Annotated in this window: 21 protein-coding genes; 19 read left to right on the top strand and 2 right to left on the bottom strand. The window is 37.6% G+C overall.

What is annotated here, in order from left to right; genetic code table 11:
* Positions 1-437: 437 nt before the first annotated feature.
* Entirely contained in the window at positions 438-848 is a 411-nt protein-coding gene (locus AMS59_RS10535) for an Asp23/Gls24 family envelope stress response protein (protein WP_053483712.1), read from the top strand.
* A gap of 83 nt (positions 849-931) precedes the next feature.
* On the opposite strand, the gene AMS59_RS10540 is transcribed toward AMS59_RS10535, so the two are convergent.
* Positions 932-2,131, bottom strand: coding sequence for an MFS transporter (locus AMS59_RS10540; RefSeq protein WP_082337461.1), 1,200 nt, complete (start codon positions 2,129-2,131; stop codon positions 932-934).
* Between the two features lie 464 nt (positions 2,132-2,595).
* Here AMS59_RS10540 and nusB point away from each other — a divergent pair, with 464 nt between their 5' ends.
* The 16 genes from nusB to AMS59_RS10615 all read left to right on the top strand — a co-directional run bounded on the left by nusB (position 2,596) and on the right by AMS59_RS10615 (position 18,714).
* Positions 2,596-2,976, top strand: coding sequence for a transcription antitermination factor NusB (nusB, locus tag AMS59_RS10545; RefSeq protein WP_053483714.1), 381 nt, complete (start codon positions 2,596-2,598; stop codon positions 2,974-2,976).
* Between the two features lie 33 nt (positions 2,977-3,009).
* The gene (gene folD / locus AMS59_RS10550) at positions 3,010-3,876 is read left to right on the top strand and encodes a bifunctional methylenetetrahydrofolate dehydrogenase/methenyltetrahydrofolate cyclohydrolase FolD (protein ID WP_053483715.1); all 867 of its coding nucleotides are present in this window, start codon (positions 3,010-3,012) and stop codon (positions 3,874-3,876) included.
* Between the two features lie 486 nt (positions 3,877-4,362).
* Positions 4,363-5,715, top strand: coding sequence for an exodeoxyribonuclease VII large subunit (gene xseA / locus AMS59_RS10555; RefSeq protein ID WP_053483716.1), 1,353 nt, complete (start codon positions 4,363-4,365; stop codon positions 5,713-5,715).
* A 2-nt stretch (positions 5,716-5,717) separates the two neighbouring features.
* Entirely contained in the window at positions 5,718-5,951 is a 234-nt protein-coding gene (gene xseB, locus AMS59_RS10560; RefSeq protein WP_053483717.1) for an exodeoxyribonuclease VII small subunit, read from the top strand.
* Between the two features lie 3 nt (positions 5,952-5,954).
* Complete coding sequence (locus AMS59_RS10565; RefSeq protein ID WP_053483718.1) at positions 5,955-6,836, top strand: polyprenyl synthetase family protein; 882 nt, start codon at positions 5,955-5,957, stop codon at positions 6,834-6,836.
* 164 nt (positions 6,837-7,000) lie between these two features.
* Positions 7,001-8,902, top strand: coding sequence for a 1-deoxy-D-xylulose-5-phosphate synthase (dxs, locus tag AMS59_RS10570; RefSeq protein ID WP_053483719.1), 1,902 nt, complete (start codon positions 7,001-7,003; stop codon positions 8,900-8,902).
* On the top strand, positions 8,902-9,720 hold the full coding sequence (locus AMS59_RS10575) for a TlyA family RNA methyltransferase (protein ID WP_053483720.1): 819 nt from the start codon (positions 8,902-8,904) through the stop codon (positions 9,718-9,720). The genes dxs and AMS59_RS10575 overlap by 1 nt, the downstream gene beginning before the upstream one ends.
* Positions 9,721-9,820: 100 nt before the next feature.
* The gene (gene ahrC, locus AMS59_RS10580; RefSeq protein ID WP_053483721.1) at positions 9,821-10,270 is read left to right on the top strand and encodes a transcriptional regulator AhrC/ArgR; all 450 of its coding nucleotides are present in this window, start codon (positions 9,821-9,823) and stop codon (positions 10,268-10,270) included.
* Between the two features lie 35 nt (positions 10,271-10,305).
* Positions 10,306-11,997: a DNA repair protein RecN gene (recN, locus tag AMS59_RS10585; RefSeq protein WP_053483722.1), complete on the top strand. Its 1,692-nt coding sequence runs from the start codon at positions 10,306-10,308 to the stop codon at positions 11,995-11,997.
* A 120-nt stretch (positions 11,998-12,117) separates the two neighbouring features.
* Positions 12,118-13,065, top strand: a complete 948-nt coding sequence (locus AMS59_RS10590) for a SpoIVB peptidase S55 domain-containing protein (protein WP_053483723.1) — start codon at positions 12,118-12,120, stop codon at positions 13,063-13,065.
* A 327-nt stretch (positions 13,066-13,392) separates the two neighbouring features.
* Entirely contained in the window at positions 13,393-14,184 is a 792-nt protein-coding gene (gene spo0A / locus AMS59_RS10595) for a sporulation transcription factor Spo0A (protein WP_053483724.1), read from the top strand.
* Between the two features lie 285 nt (positions 14,185-14,469).
* Entirely contained in the window at positions 14,470-14,592 is a 123-nt protein-coding gene (locus AMS59_RS26655) for a hypothetical protein (protein ID WP_255350006.1), read from the top strand.
* Between the two features lie 885 nt (positions 14,593-15,477).
* Entirely contained in the window at positions 15,478-15,858 is a 381-nt protein-coding gene (locus AMS59_RS10600) for a PH domain-containing protein (RefSeq protein WP_053483725.1), read from the top strand.
* A 75-nt stretch (positions 15,859-15,933) separates the two neighbouring features.
* Positions 15,934-16,128, top strand: coding sequence for a hypothetical protein (locus AMS59_RS10605; RefSeq protein ID WP_053483726.1), 195 nt, complete (start codon positions 15,934-15,936; stop codon positions 16,126-16,128).
* 296 nt (positions 16,129-16,424) lie between these two features.
* Positions 16,425-17,996, top strand: a complete 1,572-nt coding sequence (locus tag AMS59_RS10610; protein ID WP_053483727.1) for a DUF342 domain-containing protein — start codon at positions 16,425-16,427, stop codon at positions 17,994-17,996.
* Positions 17,989-18,714 carry a glycerophosphodiester phosphodiesterase gene (locus AMS59_RS10615; protein WP_053483728.1) on the top strand — a complete coding sequence of 242 codons (726 nt, stop codon included), beginning with the start codon at positions 17,989-17,991 and terminating at the stop codon, positions 18,712-18,714. The genes AMS59_RS10610 and AMS59_RS10615 overlap by 8 nt, the downstream gene beginning before the upstream one ends.
* Before the next feature lie 68 nt (positions 18,715-18,782).
* Here the strand turns inward: AMS59_RS10615 and AMS59_RS10620 are convergent, their stop codons facing one another.
* Positions 18,783-19,019 (bottom strand): DUF2627 family protein, encoded by a 237-nt coding sequence (locus AMS59_RS10620; protein ID WP_053483729.1) that lies wholly within the window; start codon positions 19,017-19,019, stop codon positions 18,783-18,785.
* A gap of 598 nt (positions 19,020-19,617) precedes the next feature.
* Here AMS59_RS10620 and AMS59_RS10625 point away from each other — a divergent pair.
* Positions 19,618-20,712 carry a Glu/Leu/Phe/Val dehydrogenase gene (locus AMS59_RS10625; RefSeq protein WP_053483730.1) on the top strand — a complete coding sequence of 365 codons (1,095 nt, stop codon included), beginning with the start codon at positions 19,618-19,620 and terminating at the stop codon, positions 20,710-20,712.
* A 139-nt stretch (positions 20,713-20,851) separates the two neighbouring features.
* Positions 20,852-22,279, top strand: a complete 1,428-nt coding sequence (lpdA, locus tag AMS59_RS10630) for a dihydrolipoyl dehydrogenase (RefSeq protein ID WP_053483731.1) — start codon at positions 20,852-20,854, stop codon at positions 22,277-22,279.
* The last annotated feature ends 57 nt before the right edge of the window (positions 22,280-22,336 follow it).

Genomic DNA, 22,336 nt, shown 5'->3' on the forward strand with positions numbered 1-22,336 from the left:
TTGGGCTTTTAATGAATTTCATGAAACGGAAGAGTTCTGAGTTCATTGTGCAAGTTTTACCCGGATGGATTTTAATAATGGTATCAAGTAGTGGTGTATTATTATTAACTCCGGATTATTTAACATATCAAAAAAATTTCAAGCTAATAATGTTTACTTCTATTGGAGTTTGTATTATTTCGTTATTTTTATTAATTGTGGTAAAAAAGATCAGTTTAAATAAATACAATTATTTTGAAATTGAAAGCAAATAGGGGTATAAAATAAGGGATACTTCTTCGCTTTTCATTTTATCAAGAGGTTATTTGAATTTATCGACATGAACCTATCCCAAATAAATTAAATCGGCTTTACGAAGCCAAACCTTCCTTTTTATAGTATAATAAGCGTAAGTACAGCATTTGTTTGTGATGTGTAAGGGAAAGGATGATATTTGTATGGCAGAGAAAGTAGGACAATCTTTCGTACAACCAACGCCTTCTGGAAAAGAAGAACTTGGGAAAATTGAAGTAGCAGCGGAAGTAATCGAGGTTGTTGCTGGAATCGCAGTGAACGAGGTAGAAGGGGTCGCGGCAACTCGTGGTAATATTGCTACAGGCGTAGTAGAACGCTTCGGTAAAAAAGTTCACAATAAAGGCATCAAATCGGGTGTTACTGAAACTGGTGAGATTGCCATTGATGTATTTTGCTCTGTAAAATACGGCTATACAATCCCAAAAGTGGCGAAGGAAGTACAAACTCAAATTCGCCAAGCGATTTTTAATATGACAGCACTTGAAACAGCAGAAGTGAATGTACACATTACTGGTATTCACTTTGAAAAAGAAGAAGTAGCAGTACAAGAATAGAAAGAAGGATTGCCGTTTAGGCAATCCTTCTTTTTCGTATTGTTAACGGAAATTGATCAGTAGTGATTAGTATCGTTTATTTATTATATTTCAATATTTTTTGGCTTTCTCCAGAAAAAAGCAAGTATAACGCCGATTGTTAAAACAATTGTCGCAAAGTAATATGGATAGTTTAAATTGATATCGAACAATACCCCACCTAAAATAGGACCAAATATATTACCGAGACTTGTAAACATGGAGTTCATGCCACCAACGAAACCTTGTTCATTACCAGCAATTTTCGATAAATAGGAGGTAACGGCAGGACGTATTAAATCGAAGCCGACGAAAATAAAGAATGTGACAAATAATATTGCGAAATAGTGGCTAACAATGGTCATAGCAAAGGTTAAAACAGCAGATAGGATGAGCGAATAACGAATAAGATTGATTTCGCCCATTTTCTTTGTCAGCCCATCGAATAATACAAGCTGAGCAAGGGCCCCGACTACTCCACTCCCCGTAATAATGATAGCTATATCAGAAGGTGTAAATGCAAATTTATGATCCACAAATAGGCTAAATAACGATTCAAATGCAGCTAAACCAAATGATAGTACGAAAATAAGTACGAATGGAATAAGGTATAGTGGGCTAAAAATACGCTTCACACTGCCTAAAATTGATGGTGCAGATTCTTCATTATCTGAAGCACGTGTCGGTTCTTTTAACAAAATAAATGACAAGATACCTGCTAAAAATCCAAGTATACCAGCAGCGTAAAATGGTATGCGTGTTCCGAATTCTGCCAAAAATCCACCGATACCAGGACCGATAATAAAGCCGGTACTAATCGCTGCACTCATATAACCCAGTGCCTTTGGGCGTTGTGACAGGGATGTAATATCAGCGATATAAGCAGTCACTGCTGGCATAATGAAGGCAGCACTCACACCGCCAAGCATACGTGAGATAAAGAGTATTTCAACTGTGCGTCCGAGCCCGAATAACAGCTCTGAAAAACCGAATATAAAAAGACCCACAACGATCATAATTTTCCGGCCAATAGTATCCACCATTTTACCTGAAATAGGTGACACTATAAGTTGAGTAATAGCAAATGCCGCCACCATATAACCAACGACTGAGCCTGAAATTTTTAGCTCATTCATGATTGTAGGTAGTACGGGTATAACTAAACCAATACCTAAAAAGGCAATGAATAAATTCGATAATAAAATACTTAAGGTTAAAATTTGTTTCTTATTCATATTGTTCTCCTTCAATCTTTCACGATACATGAATCTAAGTCTACTAGAATATTACCATTTCATACAATAAACCCTATAGTAACTATAGGGTCAAAAGATTTGTTTTATTTTTTCATTTTTTTATAAGTGTGGAAGTATTAGTTCGCAGTTATACAAGGTGGCACGATAAATTTCTTTTCATACTACGTAGTTGAGTGTTGCTTCTAATAATAATTGCGAAAGAAATAGCTTGTACATGTAACTTCATAATGTATAATGAACACCTCAAAAAATGAACTTTAATTCCCTTTATTATAACAATCTTGTTATTTACACAATAATGTGGATTTTTAATTTCAACATTTTACTTAGTAAAGTTAATTGCAGGGTGTTAAAATAAGCAAAAAGTTGCTTGAAAAAGGTATCAGATTATTGAAAACTTGCTTGAATTCGTGTTTCTCTCACGAATTTATGCTATTATAAACCTTAATGCCACTTAAGAAGGAGAGCTTTACATGAAACGACATGAAGCACGCGAAAAAGCGTTGCAAGTTTTGTTTCAGCTAGACAATACCGATCTAACAGTAGAAGAAGCAATGGGTCATATTAAAGGCCAGCCAACAAATGTCTTCTACGAAAAGATTGTTACTGGAACAGTTGAACATTTGGAGGAAATCGATGCTGCTTTAGAACAGCATCTTGAAAAGTGGTCACTTGCCCGTTTACCTAAGATTGAAAGAACGGTTTTACGTCTAGCTGTATACGAAATTTTATACATGCCAGAAACACCAAAAAGAGTAGTACTTAATGAAGCAATCGAGTTATGCAAAACATTTGGAGACGATGGTTCGTCGAAATTTGTTAATGGCGTACTTTCTAAATTTACAGAACAATAAAATGTGTTGAATTGGAAGGAGTAACTAAGGTCTATGTCAAGTGCAATTATTAATGGTAAAGAAATTGGTCAAGAAATTCGTAATTCAGTAGCAGAGCGAGTAACACGTTTAAAAGAGCAAGGATTAACACCAGGCTTAGCGGTTGTTTTAGTAGGAGACAACCAAGCCTCGGCTACATATGTGAAAAATAAGCAAAAATCTTGTGAAGCCATTGGTATGTTTTCTGAGTTAATCAAACTGCCAGAAGAAACTACGCAGGATGCATTATTAGCACAAATTGAATTATTAAATAATCGTGAAGATATTCATGGTATTTTAGTACAATTACCACTCCCAAAACATATTGATGAGGATACTGTTATTGCCACAATTGCTGTTGAAAAAGACGTTGATGGCTTCTCACCAGTAAGTGTTGGGAAAATGATGCTTGGCCAAGAAACATTTTTGCCTTGTACACCGTTTGGCGTAATGAAGCTTCTTGAATATTCAGGAATTGAAATAGCAGGAAAGCATGCGGTCATCGTGGGTCGTAGTCATATTGTTGGGAAACCAATGGGACAACTTCTTCTACAAAAAGATGCAACCGTTACATACACGCATTCCAAAACACCAAATTTACCTTCATTCACTAAACAAGCAGATATATTAATTGCGGCAGTGGGACGTGCAAACTTTATTACGAAGGAACATGTTAAAGACGGCGCAGTTGTTATAGATGTTGGCATTAATCGTAATGAAAACAACAAGCTTTGCGGTGATGTTAACTTCAGTGAAGTCGATGGTATTGCTTCTCACATTACACCTGTACCAGGCGGCGTAGGACCAATGACAATTACTATGCTACTATTCAATACAGTTCAAGCAGCAGAAAATAAGCTTGCTCATATAGTTAAGTTATAATTTTGAATGACTCTTTCATATGCAAAAAGCTATCTCAATATTTTTATTGAGGTAGCTTTTTTGCATTATTTTACTAAAATATTCTTTTGTGGCTGTCGCTGCACTTTCGCACAAAAAACATCTGTTGCTGTCGTTTAAATCAGAGTGACAACCTAAAGAAACATACTAAGAGAAATGGTTTGATTGGAGTGGAGGCTGGGCGACTCCTTGCGGCTCATCGGACGTCCCTAGGAAGCTTTGCTCTGTGTGAAAGCGAAGCGGCAGCAACAAAGCGCCATCTGGAACGGAAATCACCCCCTCGCTTTGCTGAAAAGTCGTACTTTATTTAATACTACATCTTAGATATGTTATAGTAAGGTTTTCAATAGTATGAAAGACAGTCGTTTTTTCTAACGAAACTACATTTTGGCACGTCAGAAGCAATAAAAAATGTTATGATAGGTGTAGTTTTGTGAAAAACTTGATTTTAGTAAAGGAGCCGGAAAAATGTCATCTGCTTCTTATTTAACTGTAAAAGCATTAACAAAATATATTAAACGGAAATTTGATGCTGACCCGCATTTACGTGAAGTCTATGTAAAGGGAGAGCTATCCAATGTCAAGATTCATCAATCAGGGCATATTTACTTTACATTAAAGGATGATGGAGCACGAATTGCGGCTACCATGTTTAAAACAGCAGCCACAAAATTAGCGTTTGAACCAAAGGAAGGTATGCAAGTATTTATCCGTGGAGATGTAAACGTTTATGAAGGCTACGGTACATATCAATTATATGTACAGGAAATGCAACCAGATGGAATTGGTAGCTTGTTTGTTGCCTTTAACCAGCTGAAAGAGCAGTTACAACAAGAAGGGCTTTTTAAACCTGAGTGGAAACAACCAATTCCGAGGTTTCCAGAAAAAATCGGTGTTTTAACGTCGACAACAGGTGCCGCCATTCGAGATATCTGTACAACATTAAAGAGACGCTATCCACTTGCTGAAGTTTTTATTTATCCAACCCTAGTACAGGGAGCACAAGCAGCGCCAAATATTGTTCACAATATTGAGCGAGCAAATATTGATGCGAGTTGCGATGTACTGATTGTTGGGCGTGGCGGTGGATCGATTGAGGATTTATGGGCATTTAATGAGGAAGCTGTTGTGCGAGCGATTTTTGGAAGCCGTATCCCTATTATTAGTGCAGTAGGTCATGAAACCGATACGACTATCGCGGATTATGTAGCTGATTTGCGCGCACCGACACCAACGGCAGCGGCTGAAATGGCTGTACCGGATCAACAAGATTTATTTCAACGGGTGCTTACACAAAAATCACAGCTTCATCAAATAGTAAGAGCGCAACTTATGGCAGAACGTCAACGTCTAAATAAGCTCCAACAATCATATCCGTTATCAATGCCAGAACGCCTATATCGACCATTTACGGAAAGGCTAGCACAACTTGAATCGGGATTACAAAAAGCAATGCAGGTCGATTTGATGAAGAAAACAGCGCAGTTTCAACAATTACATAGTGCGGTAGAACAGCACTCGCCGAAAAAGGCATTAGCTTTCCATCAACGAGAGCTAGAAACTCACGTCCAACAATTAACTCGTGCTGCAACGCATTATGTAACGAAGCAAAAACAACAATTTGAGGCAACTGTTAGAACTTTAGAGGCATTGAATCCACTTGCTATTTTAACAAGAGGCTTCACTGTAGCTTATAAAGATCATCAAATGTTAAAATCATCAGCTGATGTAAAGCCACAGGATCAATTAACACTTTCCTTCCATGATGGAAAGGTTATTGCTGATGTGGTTAAGATCTTGCCGAAAAATGAGGGGGAATAATTGTGGCAGAAAAACAACAAACTTTCGCAGATGCAATGACGGCACTTGAGGAAATTGTCCGTCAGCTAGAGCAAGGTGATGTGCCGCTAGAAAATGCGATTGATCTATATAAACAAGGTATGGAGCTATCACAATTTTGCCATAGCAAGCTACAACATGCTGAGGAGCAGTTAATTTCTATTGTCCAAGAGACAGGTGAGACTACAGCATTTGATCCACTAAAGGGAGAGAACTAAGAAATGAACGAGCAATTAAAACCTTTTATTGAAAGCAACATACCACAAGTTGAAGCTGAAATGTTTGCACTAGTTGAGAAAATTGATGCACCAGCCAATTTAAAAGAATCAATGCTTTATTCATTAAAAGCTGGAGGTAAACGTATTCGTCCTCTTTTCGTATTGGCTGTTCTTGAACTATACAATAAAAATTTGAAGGATGGTTTAACTGTAGGATCAGTCATTGAAATCATCCATACGTATTCGTTAATCCATGATGATTTACCAAGTATGGATAATGATGATTTCCGAAGAGGAAAGCCAACAAATCATAAAGTTTATGGTGAGGCATTAGCGACACTTGCAGGCGATGCATTGAATACACTTGCGTTTGGCATTTTAGCACGCATGGATGTATCAGCTGAAAAACGCATTGAACTAGTCAATCTGTTAAGTAAAGCAGCTGGTGCAGAAGGTATGGTTGGGGGTCAAGTACTCGATATGGAAGGTGAGAAGCGTCAGCTAAACTTAGCTGAGCTTGAGCATGTCCATGTCAATAAAACGGGCGCTCTTTTACGATTTAGTATTGAAGCGGGAGCAGTGTTAGCAGATGTAACGCAAGAAAATCGCGAAACTTTAAAGGAATATGCGCATCATATCGGTCTTGCCTTCCAAATTCAAGACGATATTTTAGATATTGAGGGGACTACAGAAGAACTAGGTAAAACTGCTGGTAAAGATGTAGCAAGTGATAAAAGCACATACCCAGCTCTATTATCTTTAGATGGGGCAAAAGAAAAGCTTGCTGAGCATTATCAGCATGCCATTAACGCACTAGATAAATTGGAAGTAGATGCCAGCTTGTTACGTGAGTTTGCAGCCTATATCGTGCATCGTAAAAACTAGGGTAAAAACGAAGCGTTAACGGCACATAATATGCTAGAATAGGTGAGGGCGTTTGCAGATGTGCAAACAATAAAGTGTTCGTACTTTTAGCATATTAATAACACTGTTATAATGGTGGAAACACAATTACGGTGAATAATTTATTGAAAAGGTGTGTGAGAAAGGTGGATTTAAATAAGATAACTAGTCCAGCCTTTTTAAAAAGCTTAGATAAGAAGGGTCTTGAGCGACTAGCACAAGAAATTCGTACCTTCTTAATTGAAAAATGTTCTGTCACAGGTGGTCATATCGGACCGAACCTAGGTGTTGTGGAGCTTACGATTATGCTTCATAAAATGTTTGACAGTCCACAAGATAAGTTTTTATGGGATGTTGGCCACCAAGCTTATGTGCATAAAATTTTGACAGGTCGTGCAAATCAATTTGACACATTGCGTCAGTTCAAAGGGCTTTGTGGTTTTCCAAAGCGTGTGGAGAGTGAACATGATGAGTGGGAGACAGGTCATAGCTCGACATCTTTGTCAGCAGCTATGGGTATGGCAGCAGCACGTGATATCAAAAATGAAAAGAACTTCGTGATACCAATTATTGGAGATGGAGCTTTAACTGGCGGTATGGCACTGGAGGCATTAAACCATATAGGTCATGCTGAAACAAATATGATTGTCATTTTAAACGATAATGAAATGTCGATCGCTCCAAACGTCGGAGCGTTACACAATGTATTAGGACGTCTTCGTACAGCCAAGGAATATTCAAAAGCAAAAGAAGAACTGGAATCGCTCATTAATAAGATTCCTGTATTAGGTGGTAAGCTTGCTTCAACGGCTGAGCGCTTAAAAGATAGCTTAAAATATTTAGTGGTATCAGGTGTGTTCTTTGAGGAGCTAGGCTTTAAATATCTAGGACCGATTGATGGACATGATTTCGATGCTCTTGAGACAACATTATCACAAGCTAAAAAAGTAAAAGGCCCAGTGCTCGTTCATGTTATTACGAAAAAAGGCAAAGGATATAAACCTGCTGAAGATGATACAATTGGTAATTGGCACGGAACAGGTCCTTATAAAATTGAAAATGGTGCCTTTGTAAAGTCAGAGGCGAAAGGCCCAGCTTGGAGTAGTTTGATTGCTGAGACAGTTCGCAAAATTGCCCATGAGGATAAACGAGTTGTCACAATTACTCCTGCAATGCCAGTGGGCTCGAAATTACAAGGTATCCAAAAGGATTTCCCAGAACGTTTCTTCGATGTGGGGATCGCTGAACAACATGCAGCAACAATGGCAGCAGGTTTAGCAACACAAAAAATGAAGCCATTTTTAGCCATTTACTCAACATTCCTACAACGTGCTTATGACCAAGTATTACATGATATCGCACGTCCAAACCTAAATGTCTTTATTGGCATTGACCGTGCAGGCTTAGTTGGTGCAGACGGTGAAACACATCAAGGCGTATTTGATATTGCATTCCTTCGTCATATACCAAATATGACAATTATGATGCCAAAAGATGAAAATGAAGGTCAGCATATGGTGAAAACAGCCATTGACTATGATGGCGGTCCAATTGCGTTACGTTATCCACGAGGTAATGGTATAGGCGTTCCGTTAGATGATGAGCTTATGACGTTACCAATTGGAAGCTGGGAAGTGTTACGTGAAGGTAAGGATGCAACGATTTTAACCTTTGGTACGACGATTCCTATGGCAATGGAAGCAGCCACTATTCTAGCACAGCAAGGTGTAGAGATAGAAGTAGTCAATGCGCGTTTCATTAAACCGATGGATGAGGATATGCTTCACCGTATATTAACGAGCCGTAAACCAGTATTGACGATTGAAGAGGCAGTCTTACAAGGTGGTTTTGGTAGTGGTGTATTAGAATTTGCCCACGACCATGGTTATTTAACTGCAATAATCGATCGTATGGGAATACCTGATCATTTTATTGAGCATGGTAATGTAGATCAGCTGCTCGCTGAAATTCATATGACGGCTGAGGATACAGTGGCACGTATGCATGTGTTACTTCAACAAAAACAGCAAGTAGGTTTGAATAAATAATGACAAAACAACCAAAAGAACGTGTAGACATTTTACTTGTAGAGCGTGGGCTATGCGAAACGCGAGAAAAAGCAAAGCGCTCTATTATGGCAGGACTTGTTTTTTCTAATGAAACTCGCATCGATAAAGCGGGGGAAAAAATTGCTATAGATGCACCACTGCAAGTAAAAGGCTCAGATTTAAAATATGTTAGTCGTGGCGGCTTGAAACTTGAGAAAGCGCTACAAATTTTTGATATGTCTGTAGAGGGGAAGCTAATGCTTGATATTGGCTCCTCTACAGGAGGGTTTACCGATTGTGCACTACAGCATGGTGCAAGACATGGTTATGCATTAGATGTTGGTTCCAACCAACTAGCATGGAAAATCCGATCTGATGAACGTGTAACTGTAATGGAAAAAACAAATTTCCGTTATACGACAGCGGCAGACTTATCAGAGGGCTTACCAGACTTTGCAACAATTGATGTTAGCTTTATTTCATTATCGCTTATTTTACCTGTCTTAAAAACATTGTTAATGCCCGGTGGCGATGTAATGGCACTGGTGAAGCCTCAGTTTGAAGCTGGGAAAGATAAAGTCGGTAAAAAAGGTATTGTTCGTGATAAAAAAGTACATTTAGAAGTTTTAGAAAAGACAGCTGCAATGGCGACAGAGGTTGGCTTTGTCGTTAAGGATGCTTCGTTTTCGCCAATTACAGGAGGCGAAGGAAATATTGAATTTTTATTCCATTTAGTGAATCCTATTGGTAATGAAGAAATTCCTGCATATACAGCTTTTAATGCACTAGTTGAAGAAGCGCATAGTGCACTAAAATAACACGTGCTCGTTTATAGAGCCGTGTTTTTTCTTGTGCTTTTATGTTTAAAATGGTAGTGTAAATATACAAATATTCAACTATTTATAAGAGGTGACCGACATGAACAAAGGACAAAGACATATACGAATTCGGGATATTATTGCCAATCATGAAATTGAAACACAAGATGATTTAGTCGATTTTTTAAAAGATGCAGGCTATAATGTGACACAAGCAACAGTATCACGTGATATTAAAGAGCTTCATCTTGTGAAAGTACCTTTACAGGATGGACGCTATAAATATAGCTTGCCCGCAGACCAACGTTTCAATCCTATACAAAAATTACACCGTGCGTTAGCTGATGCTTTTGTCAGCATTGACGGTGCATCACACTTTTTAGTAATGAAGGCTCTTCCTGGTAATGCCAATGCAATTGCATCATTACTTGACCATTTAGATTGGCCTGAAATTTTAGGTACTATTTCTGGAGACGACACTATTTTAATTATTTGTCGTAACGAAGATGAGCGTGAAAATACAAAAAATCGCTTATTAGACATGCTATAAAATAGCAAGGTAATTTGATACAGAGGTGACATTTTGTGTTAAGAGAGCTTAGTATTCGAAACTTTGCCATCATTGAGGATTTAACAGTTAGTTTTTCAGATGGTTTAACTGTTTTAACAGGTGAAACAGGTGCAGGAAAGTCAATTATTATCGATGCAGTGCATTTACTTGCTGGTGGCCGAGGGAATTCGGAATTTATTCGCCATGGAGCTAAAAAGGCTGAATTAGGTGGTTTATTTCAAATTTCAAGTTCTGGGCATCCTGTTCATAAGAAACTTGAAGAGGCAGGCATTGAAATTGAAGAAGATACCATTATTTTGCGTCGTGATTTAAATGATTCTGGAAAAAGTGTTTGTCGAATAAATGGTAAACTTGTGCCATTATCTGTACTACGTGATATTGGGTCTAGTCTTATCGATATTCATGGACAGCATGAAAATCAAGAACTTATGGATGAGAAACAGCATATCTATTTGCTTGACCATTTTGCCGAGGAACAACTGACACCAATTCTAGATTTGTACAGTTCGCAATATGAAGAATATCGTTCACTTAAAAAAGAATTAGCTTCGATTTCGATTGATGAACAGTTAATGGCGCAACGTATTGATTTGTACCAATTCCAAATGAAAGAGCTGGAGGATGCCAATTTAAAACTTGGCGAGGAAGATGAGCTACTTGATGAACGTCGCCGTCTAATGAATTTCAATAAGATTTTCGAACGCTCCAGTGCAGCGTATGAAGCTATTCAAGGTGAATCAAAAGGCCTTGACTGGATTGGCAATGCAATGGGTGCTTTAGAGGATGCTGCGACTGTTGACGAGCAATTTAAAGAGGCATCAGAATCCGTCACTACTGCATTTTATGCGTTACAGGATGCTGCCTACCAAGTCAAAAATGTCTTGGACGAATTAGAATTTGATCCTGCTCGTTTAAATGAGGTTGAGCAACGTTTAGCCTTATTACAAAATTTGAAGCGTAAATATGGCTCAACAGTTGAAGAAATTTTAGCGTATTACGATAAAATTAAAACAGAGCTAAATGAGCTGTTAAATCGGGACGAAATTTTGCAAGTAAAAGAACGAAAAGTACTGGAAATGGAAGCGGTACTAAATGAGCTTGCTGCAGAACTTTCCACTATTCGAAAGGATGCTGCACATAACTTAAGTGAAGCTATTATGGCCGAACTACGTGAATTACATATGGAAAAAGCAAAATTTATTGTTAATTTTGATGAATTGCCTTACTTTGATGCGAATGGTAAAGATCAAGTAATTTTTTATATTTCTACAAATGTAGGCGAGCCGCCAAAATCTTTACCGAAAATTGCTTCTGGTGGAGAATTATCGCGTATGATGCTTGCGTTAAAGACGATTTTCTCATCCTCTAATGGCATAACATCTATTATTTTTGATGAGGTAGATACAGGTGTAAGTGGACGTGTAGCGCAAGCAATCGCAGAAAAAATTGCAGCAGTATCCATTAACTCGCAAGTTTTATGTATTTCGCATTTACCGCAAGTAGCTGCGATGGCCGATCATCATTATTTTATTAAAAAAGAAGTCGAGCATGATCGAACATTTACGTCATTGCTGGAAATAGATACGGATGCTCGTATTGAAGAGGTTAGTCGTATGATATCCGGAGCGGAAATTACAGATTTAACTTTGCAACACGCAACAGAGCTCTTAAAAATGGCTGATGAACGAAAAAAACAAATGAGATAGCAAAAAATCCAGAAACAGCTCGTTGTTTCTGGGTTTTTTCTTTTTGCACAAATATTTACCGCTTATAAGAATGCCACAACAACACATAGTAAAAAGACAAAAACAAAAAGGAGGTGTCGTATGTATCGTCGTTGGCGTCAATTTGTCATTTTGCCTATGCTCATCGTTTTATTATTCATGCCCGTAAATGCTTTTGCCGCAAAAAAGCTTATTCCGATGGGCGCAGCAATTGGAATCCAACTTCATTTATCTCATGTATTTGTAGCGCATGACGTGCTATTAGCTTCCAATCAATGGATGAAAGGAGGCGCTGTTATTGAAAAAATTAATGATATTACAGTAAAAACGCTTGCAGATGCCAAACAAGCTGTTGCTCGGCAAGGACAACAGAAATGGACGATAAAAAGTGAAGGAAAAGAAGTGACACTTGATTTACAGGAGCAAGAAGCAGAACATGTTATTTCCTTTCTAAAGGATGAAACAGATGGAGTAGGAACATTGACATACATTGATCCAGAGACAAAAAATTACGGTGCGTTAGGCCACCAAATCGTTGATTCAACTTTACAAGAAGCCCCTATTTTCCATGCTGGCTCCATTTTTTTAGCTTCGATTCAACAAATTCGTAAAAGTATACCTGGCCAACCTGGCTATAAAATATCCTCCATTGAAAAACATCAGGATCGATTAGGGAGTATAGATAAAAATACAGTTTATGGAATTTTTGGCCGTTGGGAAGACGGTTATCAACAAAGATTACCTAAAGCAATTGAAATTATGCATGAAAAGGATATAAAAACAGGGAATGCTGAAATCTACACGGCGATCGAGGGCAGTAAGGTGGAAACTTTTTCAATTGAAATTACCAAGGTCGAAAATGAACGCCTTGAATTCATAGTCACTGACAAAAAGCTCATTGAAAAAACAGGCGGTATTTTGCAGGGGATGAGTGGCAGTCCTATCATTCAAGACGGTCGTTTTGTAGGTGCGGTTACACATATGTTTGTGGAGGAGCCAAAAAAAGGAGCAGCACTTACAGTAGCAGAAATGTTAAAAAAATCATCATAAACGAAGGAGCTGCCTGAGGTAGCTCCATTTTTTCATGAAAATATCTTGTTCACCAAGTATTTCGTTTATTTATGAAGTGATTAGCGATAGTTATAAGAAACTGTAGTTTTATCTCAATTTTTTCACTAAAATAAATGGTATAAGCATTAGGTATTTATCATAACTTGTCGATATAAAAAGAAAGTATCGGACTACATACTCATTTTTGGAAATAGAAAAGGTTTTTAAAACAAAAATGTCGAAAATTCCACAGTGTGCAAAAAATGCATAAGGGGATAGGTAACGCTTTGAGATGATTCAAAGCAAAGTTCAAAAGGAGGAATTTAAATGACAAAGGTTAAAGTAGCGATTGCAGATGATAATCGTGAGTTATTGAAAACAATGGAGCAGTATTTTCAAGGACATCCTGAAATTGAAATAATTGCAACTGCTTCAAATGGGAAAGTATGTTTGCAAATGCTAGAGGAATTCACTCCAGATATTTTACTTCTAGATATAATCATGCCACATCTTGATGGGTTAGCTGTTTTAGAGTCGATGTATCAAAATGAACGAATGTCATCAATTCAAGTTATAATGTTAACTGCTTTTGGTCAAGAAGATGTGATGAAACAGGCTGTAGACTTAGGTGCATCTTATTTCATGCTAAAGCCATTTGAATTTGATCAATTGGTTCAAAAGATCTTACATTGTGCTGGACAGAAGGCAACACTTCCTAAAAAGACGAGCGTTTTACAACCAGCGGCACCTCAAAAATTAAATCAACATCAATTAGACAGCACGATTACAGCCATTATTAAAGAAATTGGCGTTCCTGCACATATTAAAGGTTACTCATATTTGCGAGAGGCTATTCAGATGGTGTTCGAAGATATCGAGTTATTAGGCTCTGTGACGAAAATTTTATACCCAGAAATCGCTAAAAAATTCAATACAACGCCATCACGAGTTGAACGTGCGATTCGTCATGCCATAGAAGTCGCGTGGAACCGTGGCAATTATGAATCGATTTCGTCGATGTTTGGTTATACGGTACATCATTTAAAATCGAAGCCGACAAATAGCGAATTCATCGCCATGATTGCAGACAAGATTCGCATTGATATGATGGCTAGTTAAACGACGACAGGCTTAGTGGAGAATGACCGATAAAACTTATTATTTATTGCAATTATACTGCGTATTTTATAACGCCTTTTTAGACAGTGTACGCCGACTGTTTGAGGGGGCGTATTTTTTATGTCTAAAAATCGAAATTGAGCGTTATATGTTGGTTTATTCCGTAAAAGGTCTTGCACCTAAAACATTATAATCGTATATTGTTTTATAACAGATGAACCTAGCGATATTGAAATTCCAATACCTATTGAAGTTGTATAAAAATTTGAAGAAGTGTCTGTGAAAATGGAAGAAATGGTTGATATAACAGAAGATGAATTGTTGGTTAAGAAGATAGCATACTGCAACGGTATTTTAGAGGTGGAAAAGAGTATGGAGATAGTGCTGAGGGGATATGCCAAGAAATAAGGTTATTGTAATCCTCTAAATCCATTTCAATCTAAAAAGGCCCACCAGTTTTAATTATTAGGTTGTCTCATTGATTTCATATGACTATCCTATATAAGCAGAAAATTAGGTATTGTAATACAATCGCATATGGAATATTATGAACCTTATGGAAAGGTTGGATATAAATGAATTTAAAGACTGCTAAAGAAGTTATTGAAGAACTACAAGAAACTATGAAATCACATATGTGTTCAGAAGAAAGAATGAAATTGGAAGTTTGGCTTAAAGAGTATTACATAGACGAACTAGTAAAAAAGAAAGTACTGATGAATTCGGATTGCTAGTCATTTAAAAAGGGGAGTCATTTAACCTATTTCAGCGGGTGTACGAACATCCGCTGAAATAAGTTAAGCCTCTGGAGCTTACTGGCGAAGACTTGCTTATTGAGTTTGTTGTTCAAAAAAACAGATTAAGACGATTTCGATTTTGCTGGCGCTGATAGTTTAAGTAAAAAGGCAATGATCATTTAAAATCGAAGCCGACAAATAGCGAATTCATTATCATGATCGCGAGTTAAACGTTGATGTGACTGTGTTTATGGACGGAAAACTTAGCGGAGAATGAACGATAAAGATAAACTTATTATTTATAGCAATTATACTGCGTATTTTATAACGCCTTTTTAGACAGTGTACGCCGACTGTTTGAGGGGGCGTATTTTTTATGTCTAAAAATCAAAATTGAGCGTTATATGTTGGATTGTTCGGTAAAAACCTTAAAGAGCCCACTTTCTTAATTTGCCTTACTGATGTTTGATGTTTAAATAACCAGTTTTACATTGAATTTATGGAAAAATAAACTCATATTTTAAATGGAGAATGGTCATTTGGAGGAGGAATGAAAATGGGGTTATTTGATGGGATAATAGGTAATGCGAGTGAAGTGAATTTAGAAAAATTACAGGAAGAAGTTAAAGATTTATTAACGCCGAATGAAACAATTAAGAATGCCTATAAAATTATAAGAGACACTTTTATTTTTACGGATAAAAGACTTATCTTAATCGATAAACAAGGAGTAACTGGGAAGAAAACGCAATATCATTCAATTCCATATAAGAATATTCTTCATTTTGCAGTTGAAACTGCGGGAACATTTGATCTAGATGCAGAGTTGAAAATTTGGGTTTCGGGTAGTGAATTACCGATTCAGAAAAACTTTAATAAATCAACTAACATCTATAAAATTCAAAGTGTGTTAGCGGAATATGTATTAGGTAAGTAATAAAAATAAACGACCAAAAAATTGTTGGTCGTTTATTTTTGCTTGAACGTATATAATTCAATCAGGTGATAACATATGAAAAGCGTAAACTTACAACTTGACGAAAATAACTCGTTAGAAATAACACAGATAGAAGAAAATTTATTTGAGGTACGACTTGGAATGAATGGAAGCATTAGCATTTACTATATGACGCGTGAACAGCTCCTAAATTTCGATCAACTTGGCGCTCATATTCGCATTGAGGCTATTCTAGAGGCTGACTTGTAGCCATAGTATTGAAGGCCTAATGCATGTTTATGAAAATTAAGTTAGTTAAAGATTTAGTGAATTTTCTGATTTTCAACAGTTGAATTTAAACAATTAAGGTAGGTGGATTTTTGATATTGAGTAAAACCTTACCTTTTTATAGTATAAATCGACTAATATTGACGTGAAAATTAAAAGGATGTTTGAAAGTATTACTTACAAAGTATGGGTAATTTCTTTCTTAGTAGTGACAATTGTCTCTAAACAAATGTAAATAGATTGTATATACTTACAGTTAGAAGGAAGGAGGAGGTAGCTTGATTCTAGTTCGAAATGATAAATTCGAAATAACGGAAGAAAATGGAAAGGTCTATATGCTCACGTACAGTGCCGGTTATCCATTAAAAGAATTTGATAGTATTTTACGTAGTCATCCCCGACTTAAATTGTCGAATTTTTCAATATTAAAAAATGTCTTAGCAACAGAAGGCACAAGCCCTGTGGAAATTGGACGTTGGCTACCGAATGTTGAAGCAGAAACTGCACGGGATAAAATGTCTGCCTCAATATTTGTATATGAGACACATGATTATATTCTAAAAAATAAAGAGAAATTAACTCAACAAATTCTGGAAACAATCGAGAATGAAGGTATAGTTCATGGAATATTAGATTTTGATATTTCTAAGATTGAGCCCGGAAAAGCATGTTTAATTGCACAAGGAACACCACCTGTAGCAGGAGCAGATGCACAAATTACATACTTACCTAAACCAGAGAGAAAGCCAGTAATTCGCGAAGATGGGAAAGCGGATTATTATGACATGAACTTTATTTCTGAAATTTCCGAGGGTTCATGGCTAGGCGAGAAAATCCCTGCGACATTAGGTAAACCAGGGAAAAATGTACTAGGAGAAATTATGTCTGCTGTACCAGGTCGTGATTTCCCTATACGATACGATAAAAAATCAGCTTATGAAGTGGAAGAGGATGGGAAAATTGTCATCCGTTCAAAAATAGCTGGTGTATTAGATGATGTTAAGGGCATGATCGGTGTTAATAGACATTTACCAATTAATGGGGACGTTGGCGTTGAAACCGGGAATCTCGAATTTAATGGCTCTTTAAGCATTAAAGGAACAGTTACATCAGGCTATACAGTCATTGCTACTGGAGATATTTCCATCGAGGGTGCAGAAGGTGTAAGCGGTGCCAAACTTATTAAATCCATTGAAGGCGACGTTTATATTCGTGGAGGGATTTTTGGGCTAGGCTCAACTCTTGTAGAGGCAGGTGGGAATATTTTCGTTAAGCATGTCAATGAGGCAAATCTAGTTGCAGCTGACAGCATTCATATAGGATTTTATGCATTGGGATCACAGCTCACTGCACATTCAATCTTTGTGGACGAACGAAAAGGGAAAATTATAGGGGGCCGTGCAGTTGCCAAAAATACAATCGTCACAGCCATCTCGGGAAATCGTTTAGAGCGTCGAACTGACTTGATCATCGAAAGTGTTAATAAACAGGCAAGCTATTCGATTATGCAAGAGAAGGCAGCACAGCTTAAGTCGCTGCAATCAGAAATCTCTGTGCACGAGGGGATAATTAAAAACTTACTGCCACTCCTTAACCAAATGTCTAAGGAACAGATAGCTACATTTGAGGAAACAAAACAAAGCTTAACAAAATTGAAAGCGGAAGCAATGACAATTGATCGTGAGGTTAAGCTAATAGTGGATGAAATGCGTCATGCTGGAAAAGAGGAAATTATAGTGACGAAGGAAGCTCATCCTGGTACTTATATTCAAATTGGTAAAAAATCATCCTTATTAAGCAAGATGACAAATGGTAAATTTCTTATCGAATTCGGTGAGTTAAATGTCTAGTGAATCTTCCATTCCTATATTTGCACATCGGGGGGCTTCAGCGTATGCACTTGAAAATACTATGAAGGCTTTTGAAAGGGCATTAGAGCTAGGGGCAGATGGGATTGAATTAGATATCCAACTTTCAAAAGAGGGCATTCCAGTTGTGTATCATGATCCACAGCTGTCTAGATTGGTTGGCATCAATAAGCCTGTGAACGAATGTACGATAGAGGAGCTAGTAAGCTTTAAACTGGGGAAGCCGTGGAGGCGATTATTCTCAACGTATAAAATCCCGACGTTTGATGTAGTTTTAGCATGGGCAAATTCACAACAGCTACCCCTTAATATTGAATTAAAATCAACAATTCTTAATAATAAAAGCGCACTTATTCAAATACTTCATGGGCTTACTTTGCCTGTTGGCAGTCATTTTTCATCGTTTCACTATGAGCTTCTGGAGATTGTGAAACAATATAAGCCGGACTATGAAACAGCACTTATAGCAACAAAAAAATTAAAATGGGATTTGCTTAGTGATTACAAAGCTATTGATAGTGTTCATATGCATAAAAGGTATTATAAACCAAGATATTTAGAGGCTTGTGTAGCGAGTGACAAAGCATGTCGTTTTTATGCAATTGATGGGGATGAAACATTTTTGTTGAATCCGCATCCTTCTGTCATTGGTTGGATTACTGATTTTCCTGATAAAGTAATTGCGAAACAGCAACGATAATCATTCTGATGAATGAAGATAAAAATAGCTATCCAATAAGTCATTTGGACTTAAAAGGATAGCTATTTTTATTTTTTTTGGAAGCGCGGAGCTACTTTTCCATTTTTTCGATCGCGGTGAAGTAAGAATCCTGCGAAAAAGCCAAAGCCTATAATAAAAAAAATAATGCCAACGACGAATTGTAGCCATAAAAATGGGAAAGGTGAGATGAGCTTACCAAATAATGTATCACGCATAAATTTAATGCCACCTGCAGCCATAAGACCTGGAATTAGCATCACAATAAAAGCAGCTAAACGACCCATGCATGTCCCCCCTTATTCCTTAGTTTAATTGTACCTGTGGATATTGGAATGTCAAGGAAGGTTATAAAACTAGATACCCAAAAACAAGTAAGAAATAACATAGAAACTGTAACTGAATCTTTAGAAAATTCTTACTTAAATAAGAAAGTGTAATAATAGTTGCTAAATTGTGAATTTGTCAGTATTGTAAAATTAAATGGAGCAATATTATCCATTGTTAAACAATTTTAAATTCTTTTAGCTGGTGTTGAAAGAATTTAAAGCCTCCGGCGGATGTCACGGAATCTGAAAGTAGTTCATAAAGGATGTTAGCCTAAAATCATCGCATCCATGCGATAACGGCTAACTGACCTGCATAGGTAAAAACGCCACGTCCTGTGGCATTACCGAAATGACCAACATCGTGTTGGCCCTCGGTAAAAGCGCCACGTCCTGTGGCATTACCGAAATGACCGACATCGTGTCGGCCCTCGTGCAGGCATAAGCACAAAGTCGATTCCTGACGCAATTATGCCGAGGCATATTTGAGACATTAAATATACTGAATTGGGATGGGCATTAGGGGATAGCACTTTCCAAAGCAAAGGGGCGAGTTTTCATGGAAATCTTCAAGTATATGGAAAAGTATGATTATGAACAATTGGTATTTTGCCAAGATGAAGCATCAGGGTTAAAAGCGATTATCGCTATCCATGACACAACACTTGGGCCAGCATTAGGCGGGGCACGTATGTGGACATATGCATCAGAAGAAAATGCGATAGAGGATGCATTACGTTTAGCAAGAGGGATGACCTATAAAAATGCTGCAGCTGGTTTAAACCTTGGCGGTGGAAAAACGGTTATTATCGGTGACCCATTTAAAGATAAAAATGAAGAGATGTTCCGCGCACTAGGACGTTTCATCCAAGGGCTTAATGGTCGTTATATTACGGCAGAGGACGTTGGTACAACAGTGACAGATATGGATTTAATGCATGAGGAAACAGATTATGTAACGGGAATTTCTCCGGCTTTTGGTTCTTCAGGAAACCCATCTCCGGTGACTGCTTACGGTGTATATCTTGGAATGAAAGCAGCAGCAAAAGAAGCATTTGGATCTGATTCATTAGAGGGGCGTACTATTTCTGTGCAAGGTCTAGGAAATGTAGCCTACAAGCTTTGCGAGTATTTACATAATGAAGGAGCAAAACTTGTTGTTACAGATATTAATCAAGGGGCAATTGATCGAGTTGTGAATGCTTTTGGTGCGACTGCTGTGGCACCAGAGGAAATCTATTCACAGGATGTTGATATTTTCTCACCTTGTGCATTAGGAGCGATTTTAAATGATGAAACGATTCCGCAACTAAAAGCAAAGGTTGTTGCAGGTTCTGCCAATAACCAGCTACAAGATTCTCGCCATGGCGATTATTTACATGAATTAGGGATCGTTTATACACCTGATTATGTGATTAATGCAGGTGGCGTAATAAATGTAGCCGATGAATTATATGGATATAACCGTGAACGTGCGATGAAGCGTGTTGAAGGCATTTATGACAGTATCGAAAAAATCTTCGAGATTTCTAAACGTGATGGTATACCGACATATGTAGCAGCTAATCGTTTAGCAGAAGAACGTATCGCTCGAGTATCAAAGTCTCGTAGCCAATTCTTGAAAAATGAAAAAAATATTTTACACGGTCGTTAAAAACCGCTTATTCGTTTAAAGAAGTCGCATTGTCGACTTCTTCTATCTTTATAGTAAATTAATAGTGTAAATGAATTCATTTAACTTAGGTACCAAAGGAACAAGATGCTTTAGCATTTTCTCATAAGGGGGAATCCATATGGCTCAAAATTATGATGTTGTCATTTTAGGCGGAGGTACAGGTGGCTATGTTGCAGCAATTCGAGCTGCACAGCTAGGCTTAAAAACAGCTATTGTCGAACGTGAACGCCTAGGTGGAACATGCTTGCATAAAGGATGTATACCAAGTAAGGCCTTACTTCGAAGTGCAGAAGTGTATCGTATGGCAAATAAAACAGCCGCAGAATATGGTGTTGATATTGAGGGAGTTACATTGCAATTCGACAAAGTGCAGGCAAGGAAGCAAACGATTGTTGAGCAATTGAACCAAGGTGTGAATACACTGATGAAAAAGGGCAAAATAGACGTTTATCAGGGAACAGGGCGAATTTTAGGACCGTCCATTTTTTCACCAATGCCTGGCACTATTTCAGTTGAAATGAACAATGGCGATGACAATGAAATGCTAGTTCCAACAAATGTGGTCATTGCAACAGGATCAAGGCCAAGAGGAATGGCGGGATTAACGGTTGACGGTAAATATGTGTTGAACTCTGATCATGCACTGGAAATGGAAGATCTGCCAAAGTCATTGTTAATTGTTGGCGGAGGAGTTATCGGAATAGAATGGGCTTCTATGCTTTGTGATTTTGGGGTTTACGTAACGATCATTGAATATGGGCCATCCATTTTACCTGCAGAGGATTCGGATATTGTAAAAGAAGTAACGAAGCAGCTTGAAAAAAGGGGCGTCCGAATTGTGACAAACGCCCGCTTAGATTCAGGAACCTTTAAAATTGAAAATGATAACGTTTTCATTTCTGCAAAAGTTAATGATCAGGATGAATTATTTGAGGCTGAAAAATTATTACTTTGTGTTGGACGTGAAGCAAATACACAAGGTATTGGATTAGAAAATACAGAAATAGAAGTTGACAATGGGTTTATCAAAGTCAATGATTCTTATCAAACAAAGGAATCACATATGTATGCCATTGGGGATGTTATCGGTGGCTTACAATTAGCTCATGTTGCTTCACATGAAGGGGTATCTGCTATTGAGCATATTGCAACGGGTAAAACTGAGGCACTTGATGTTCTAAATGTGCCAAAATGCGTTTATTCTTACCCTGAGGTCGCAAGTATTGGCTTAACAGAAAGTGCTGCACGTGAGCAAGGTTATACATTGAAGGTCGGTAAGGTTCCATTCAAGGCGATTGGAAAAGCGTTAGTAAATGGAGAGACAGATGGCTTTGTAAAAATTGTTGCTGATGAAGAAACGAATGATATTTTGGGTATTCATATGGTAGGACCACATGTGACAGATTTAATTGGAGAAGCATCACTTGCTAAATTATTGGATGCAACTCCTTGGGAAGTAAGTCAGGCTATTCATCCACATCCGTCACTAAATGAGGTACTAGCGGAATCAGCGTTAGCAGTAGATAATCGCGCCATTCATTTTTAACTTCTTTAAGCAAATGTTTTTTGTAGCGAAAGCGAAGCGTCAGGAAGGGGTGTTCGT

The sequence above is a fragment of the Lysinibacillus sp. FJAT-14745 genome, from assembly GCF_001275675.1.
GTDB lineage: Bacteria > Bacillota > Bacilli > Bacillales_A > Planococcaceae > Lysinibacillus.

What these genes read in the sequence shown, in the direction of transcription:
- AMS59_RS10535 (WP_053483712.1), top strand. Translation starts at nt 438, where the DNA reads ATGGCAGAGAAAGTAGGACAATCTTTCGTACAACCAACGCCTTCTGGA.
- AMS59_RS10540 (WP_082337461.1), bottom strand. Translation starts at nt 2,131, where the DNA reads ATGTATCGTGAAAGATTGAAGGAGAACAATATGAATAAGAAACAAATT.
- nusB (WP_053483714.1), top strand. Translation starts at nt 2,596, where the DNA reads ATGAAACGACATGAAGCACGCGAAAAAGCGTTGCAAGTTTTGTTTCAG.
- folD (WP_053483715.1), top strand. Translation starts at nt 3,010, where the DNA reads ATGTCAAGTGCAATTATTAATGGTAAAGAAATTGGTCAAGAAATTCGT.
- xseA (WP_053483716.1), top strand. Translation starts at nt 4,363, where the DNA reads ATGTCATCTGCTTCTTATTTAACTGTAAAAGCATTAACAAAATATATT.
- AMS59_RS10565 (WP_053483718.1), top strand. Translation starts at nt 5,955, where the DNA reads ATGAACGAGCAATTAAAACCTTTTATTGAAAGCAACATACCACAAGTT.
- AMS59_RS10575 (WP_053483720.1), top strand. Translation starts at nt 8,902, where the DNA reads ATGACAAAACAACCAAAAGAACGTGTAGACATTTTACTTGTAGAGCGT.
- ahrC (WP_053483721.1), top strand. Translation starts at nt 9,821, where the DNA reads ATGAACAAAGGACAAAGACATATACGAATTCGGGATATTATTGCCAAT.
- AMS59_RS10590 (WP_053483723.1), top strand. Translation starts at nt 12,118, where the DNA reads ATGTATCGTCGTTGGCGTCAATTTGTCATTTTGCCTATGCTCATCGTT.
- spo0A (WP_053483724.1), top strand. Translation starts at nt 13,393, where the DNA reads ATGACAAAGGTTAAAGTAGCGATTGCAGATGATAATCGTGAGTTATTG.
- AMS59_RS26655 (WP_255350006.1), top strand. Translation starts at nt 14,470, where the DNA reads ATGGAAGAAATGGTTGATATAACAGAAGATGAATTGTTGGTTAAGAAG.
- AMS59_RS10600 (WP_053483725.1), top strand. Translation starts at nt 15,478, where the DNA reads ATGGGGTTATTTGATGGGATAATAGGTAATGCGAGTGAAGTGAATTTA.
- AMS59_RS10605 (WP_053483726.1), top strand. Translation starts at nt 15,934, where the DNA reads ATGAAAAGCGTAAACTTACAACTTGACGAAAATAACTCGTTAGAAATA.
- AMS59_RS10615 (WP_053483728.1), top strand. Translation starts at nt 17,989, where the DNA reads ATGTCTAGTGAATCTTCCATTCCTATATTTGCACATCGGGGGGCTTCA.
- AMS59_RS10620 (WP_053483729.1), bottom strand. Translation starts at nt 19,019, where the DNA reads ATGGGTCGTTTAGCTGCTTTTATTGTGATGCTAATTCCAGGTCTTATG.
- AMS59_RS10625 (WP_053483730.1), top strand. Translation starts at nt 19,618, where the DNA reads ATGGAAATCTTCAAGTATATGGAAAAGTATGATTATGAACAATTGGTA.
- lpdA (WP_053483731.1), top strand. Translation starts at nt 20,852, where the DNA reads ATGGCTCAAAATTATGATGTTGTCATTTTAGGCGGAGGTACAGGTGGC.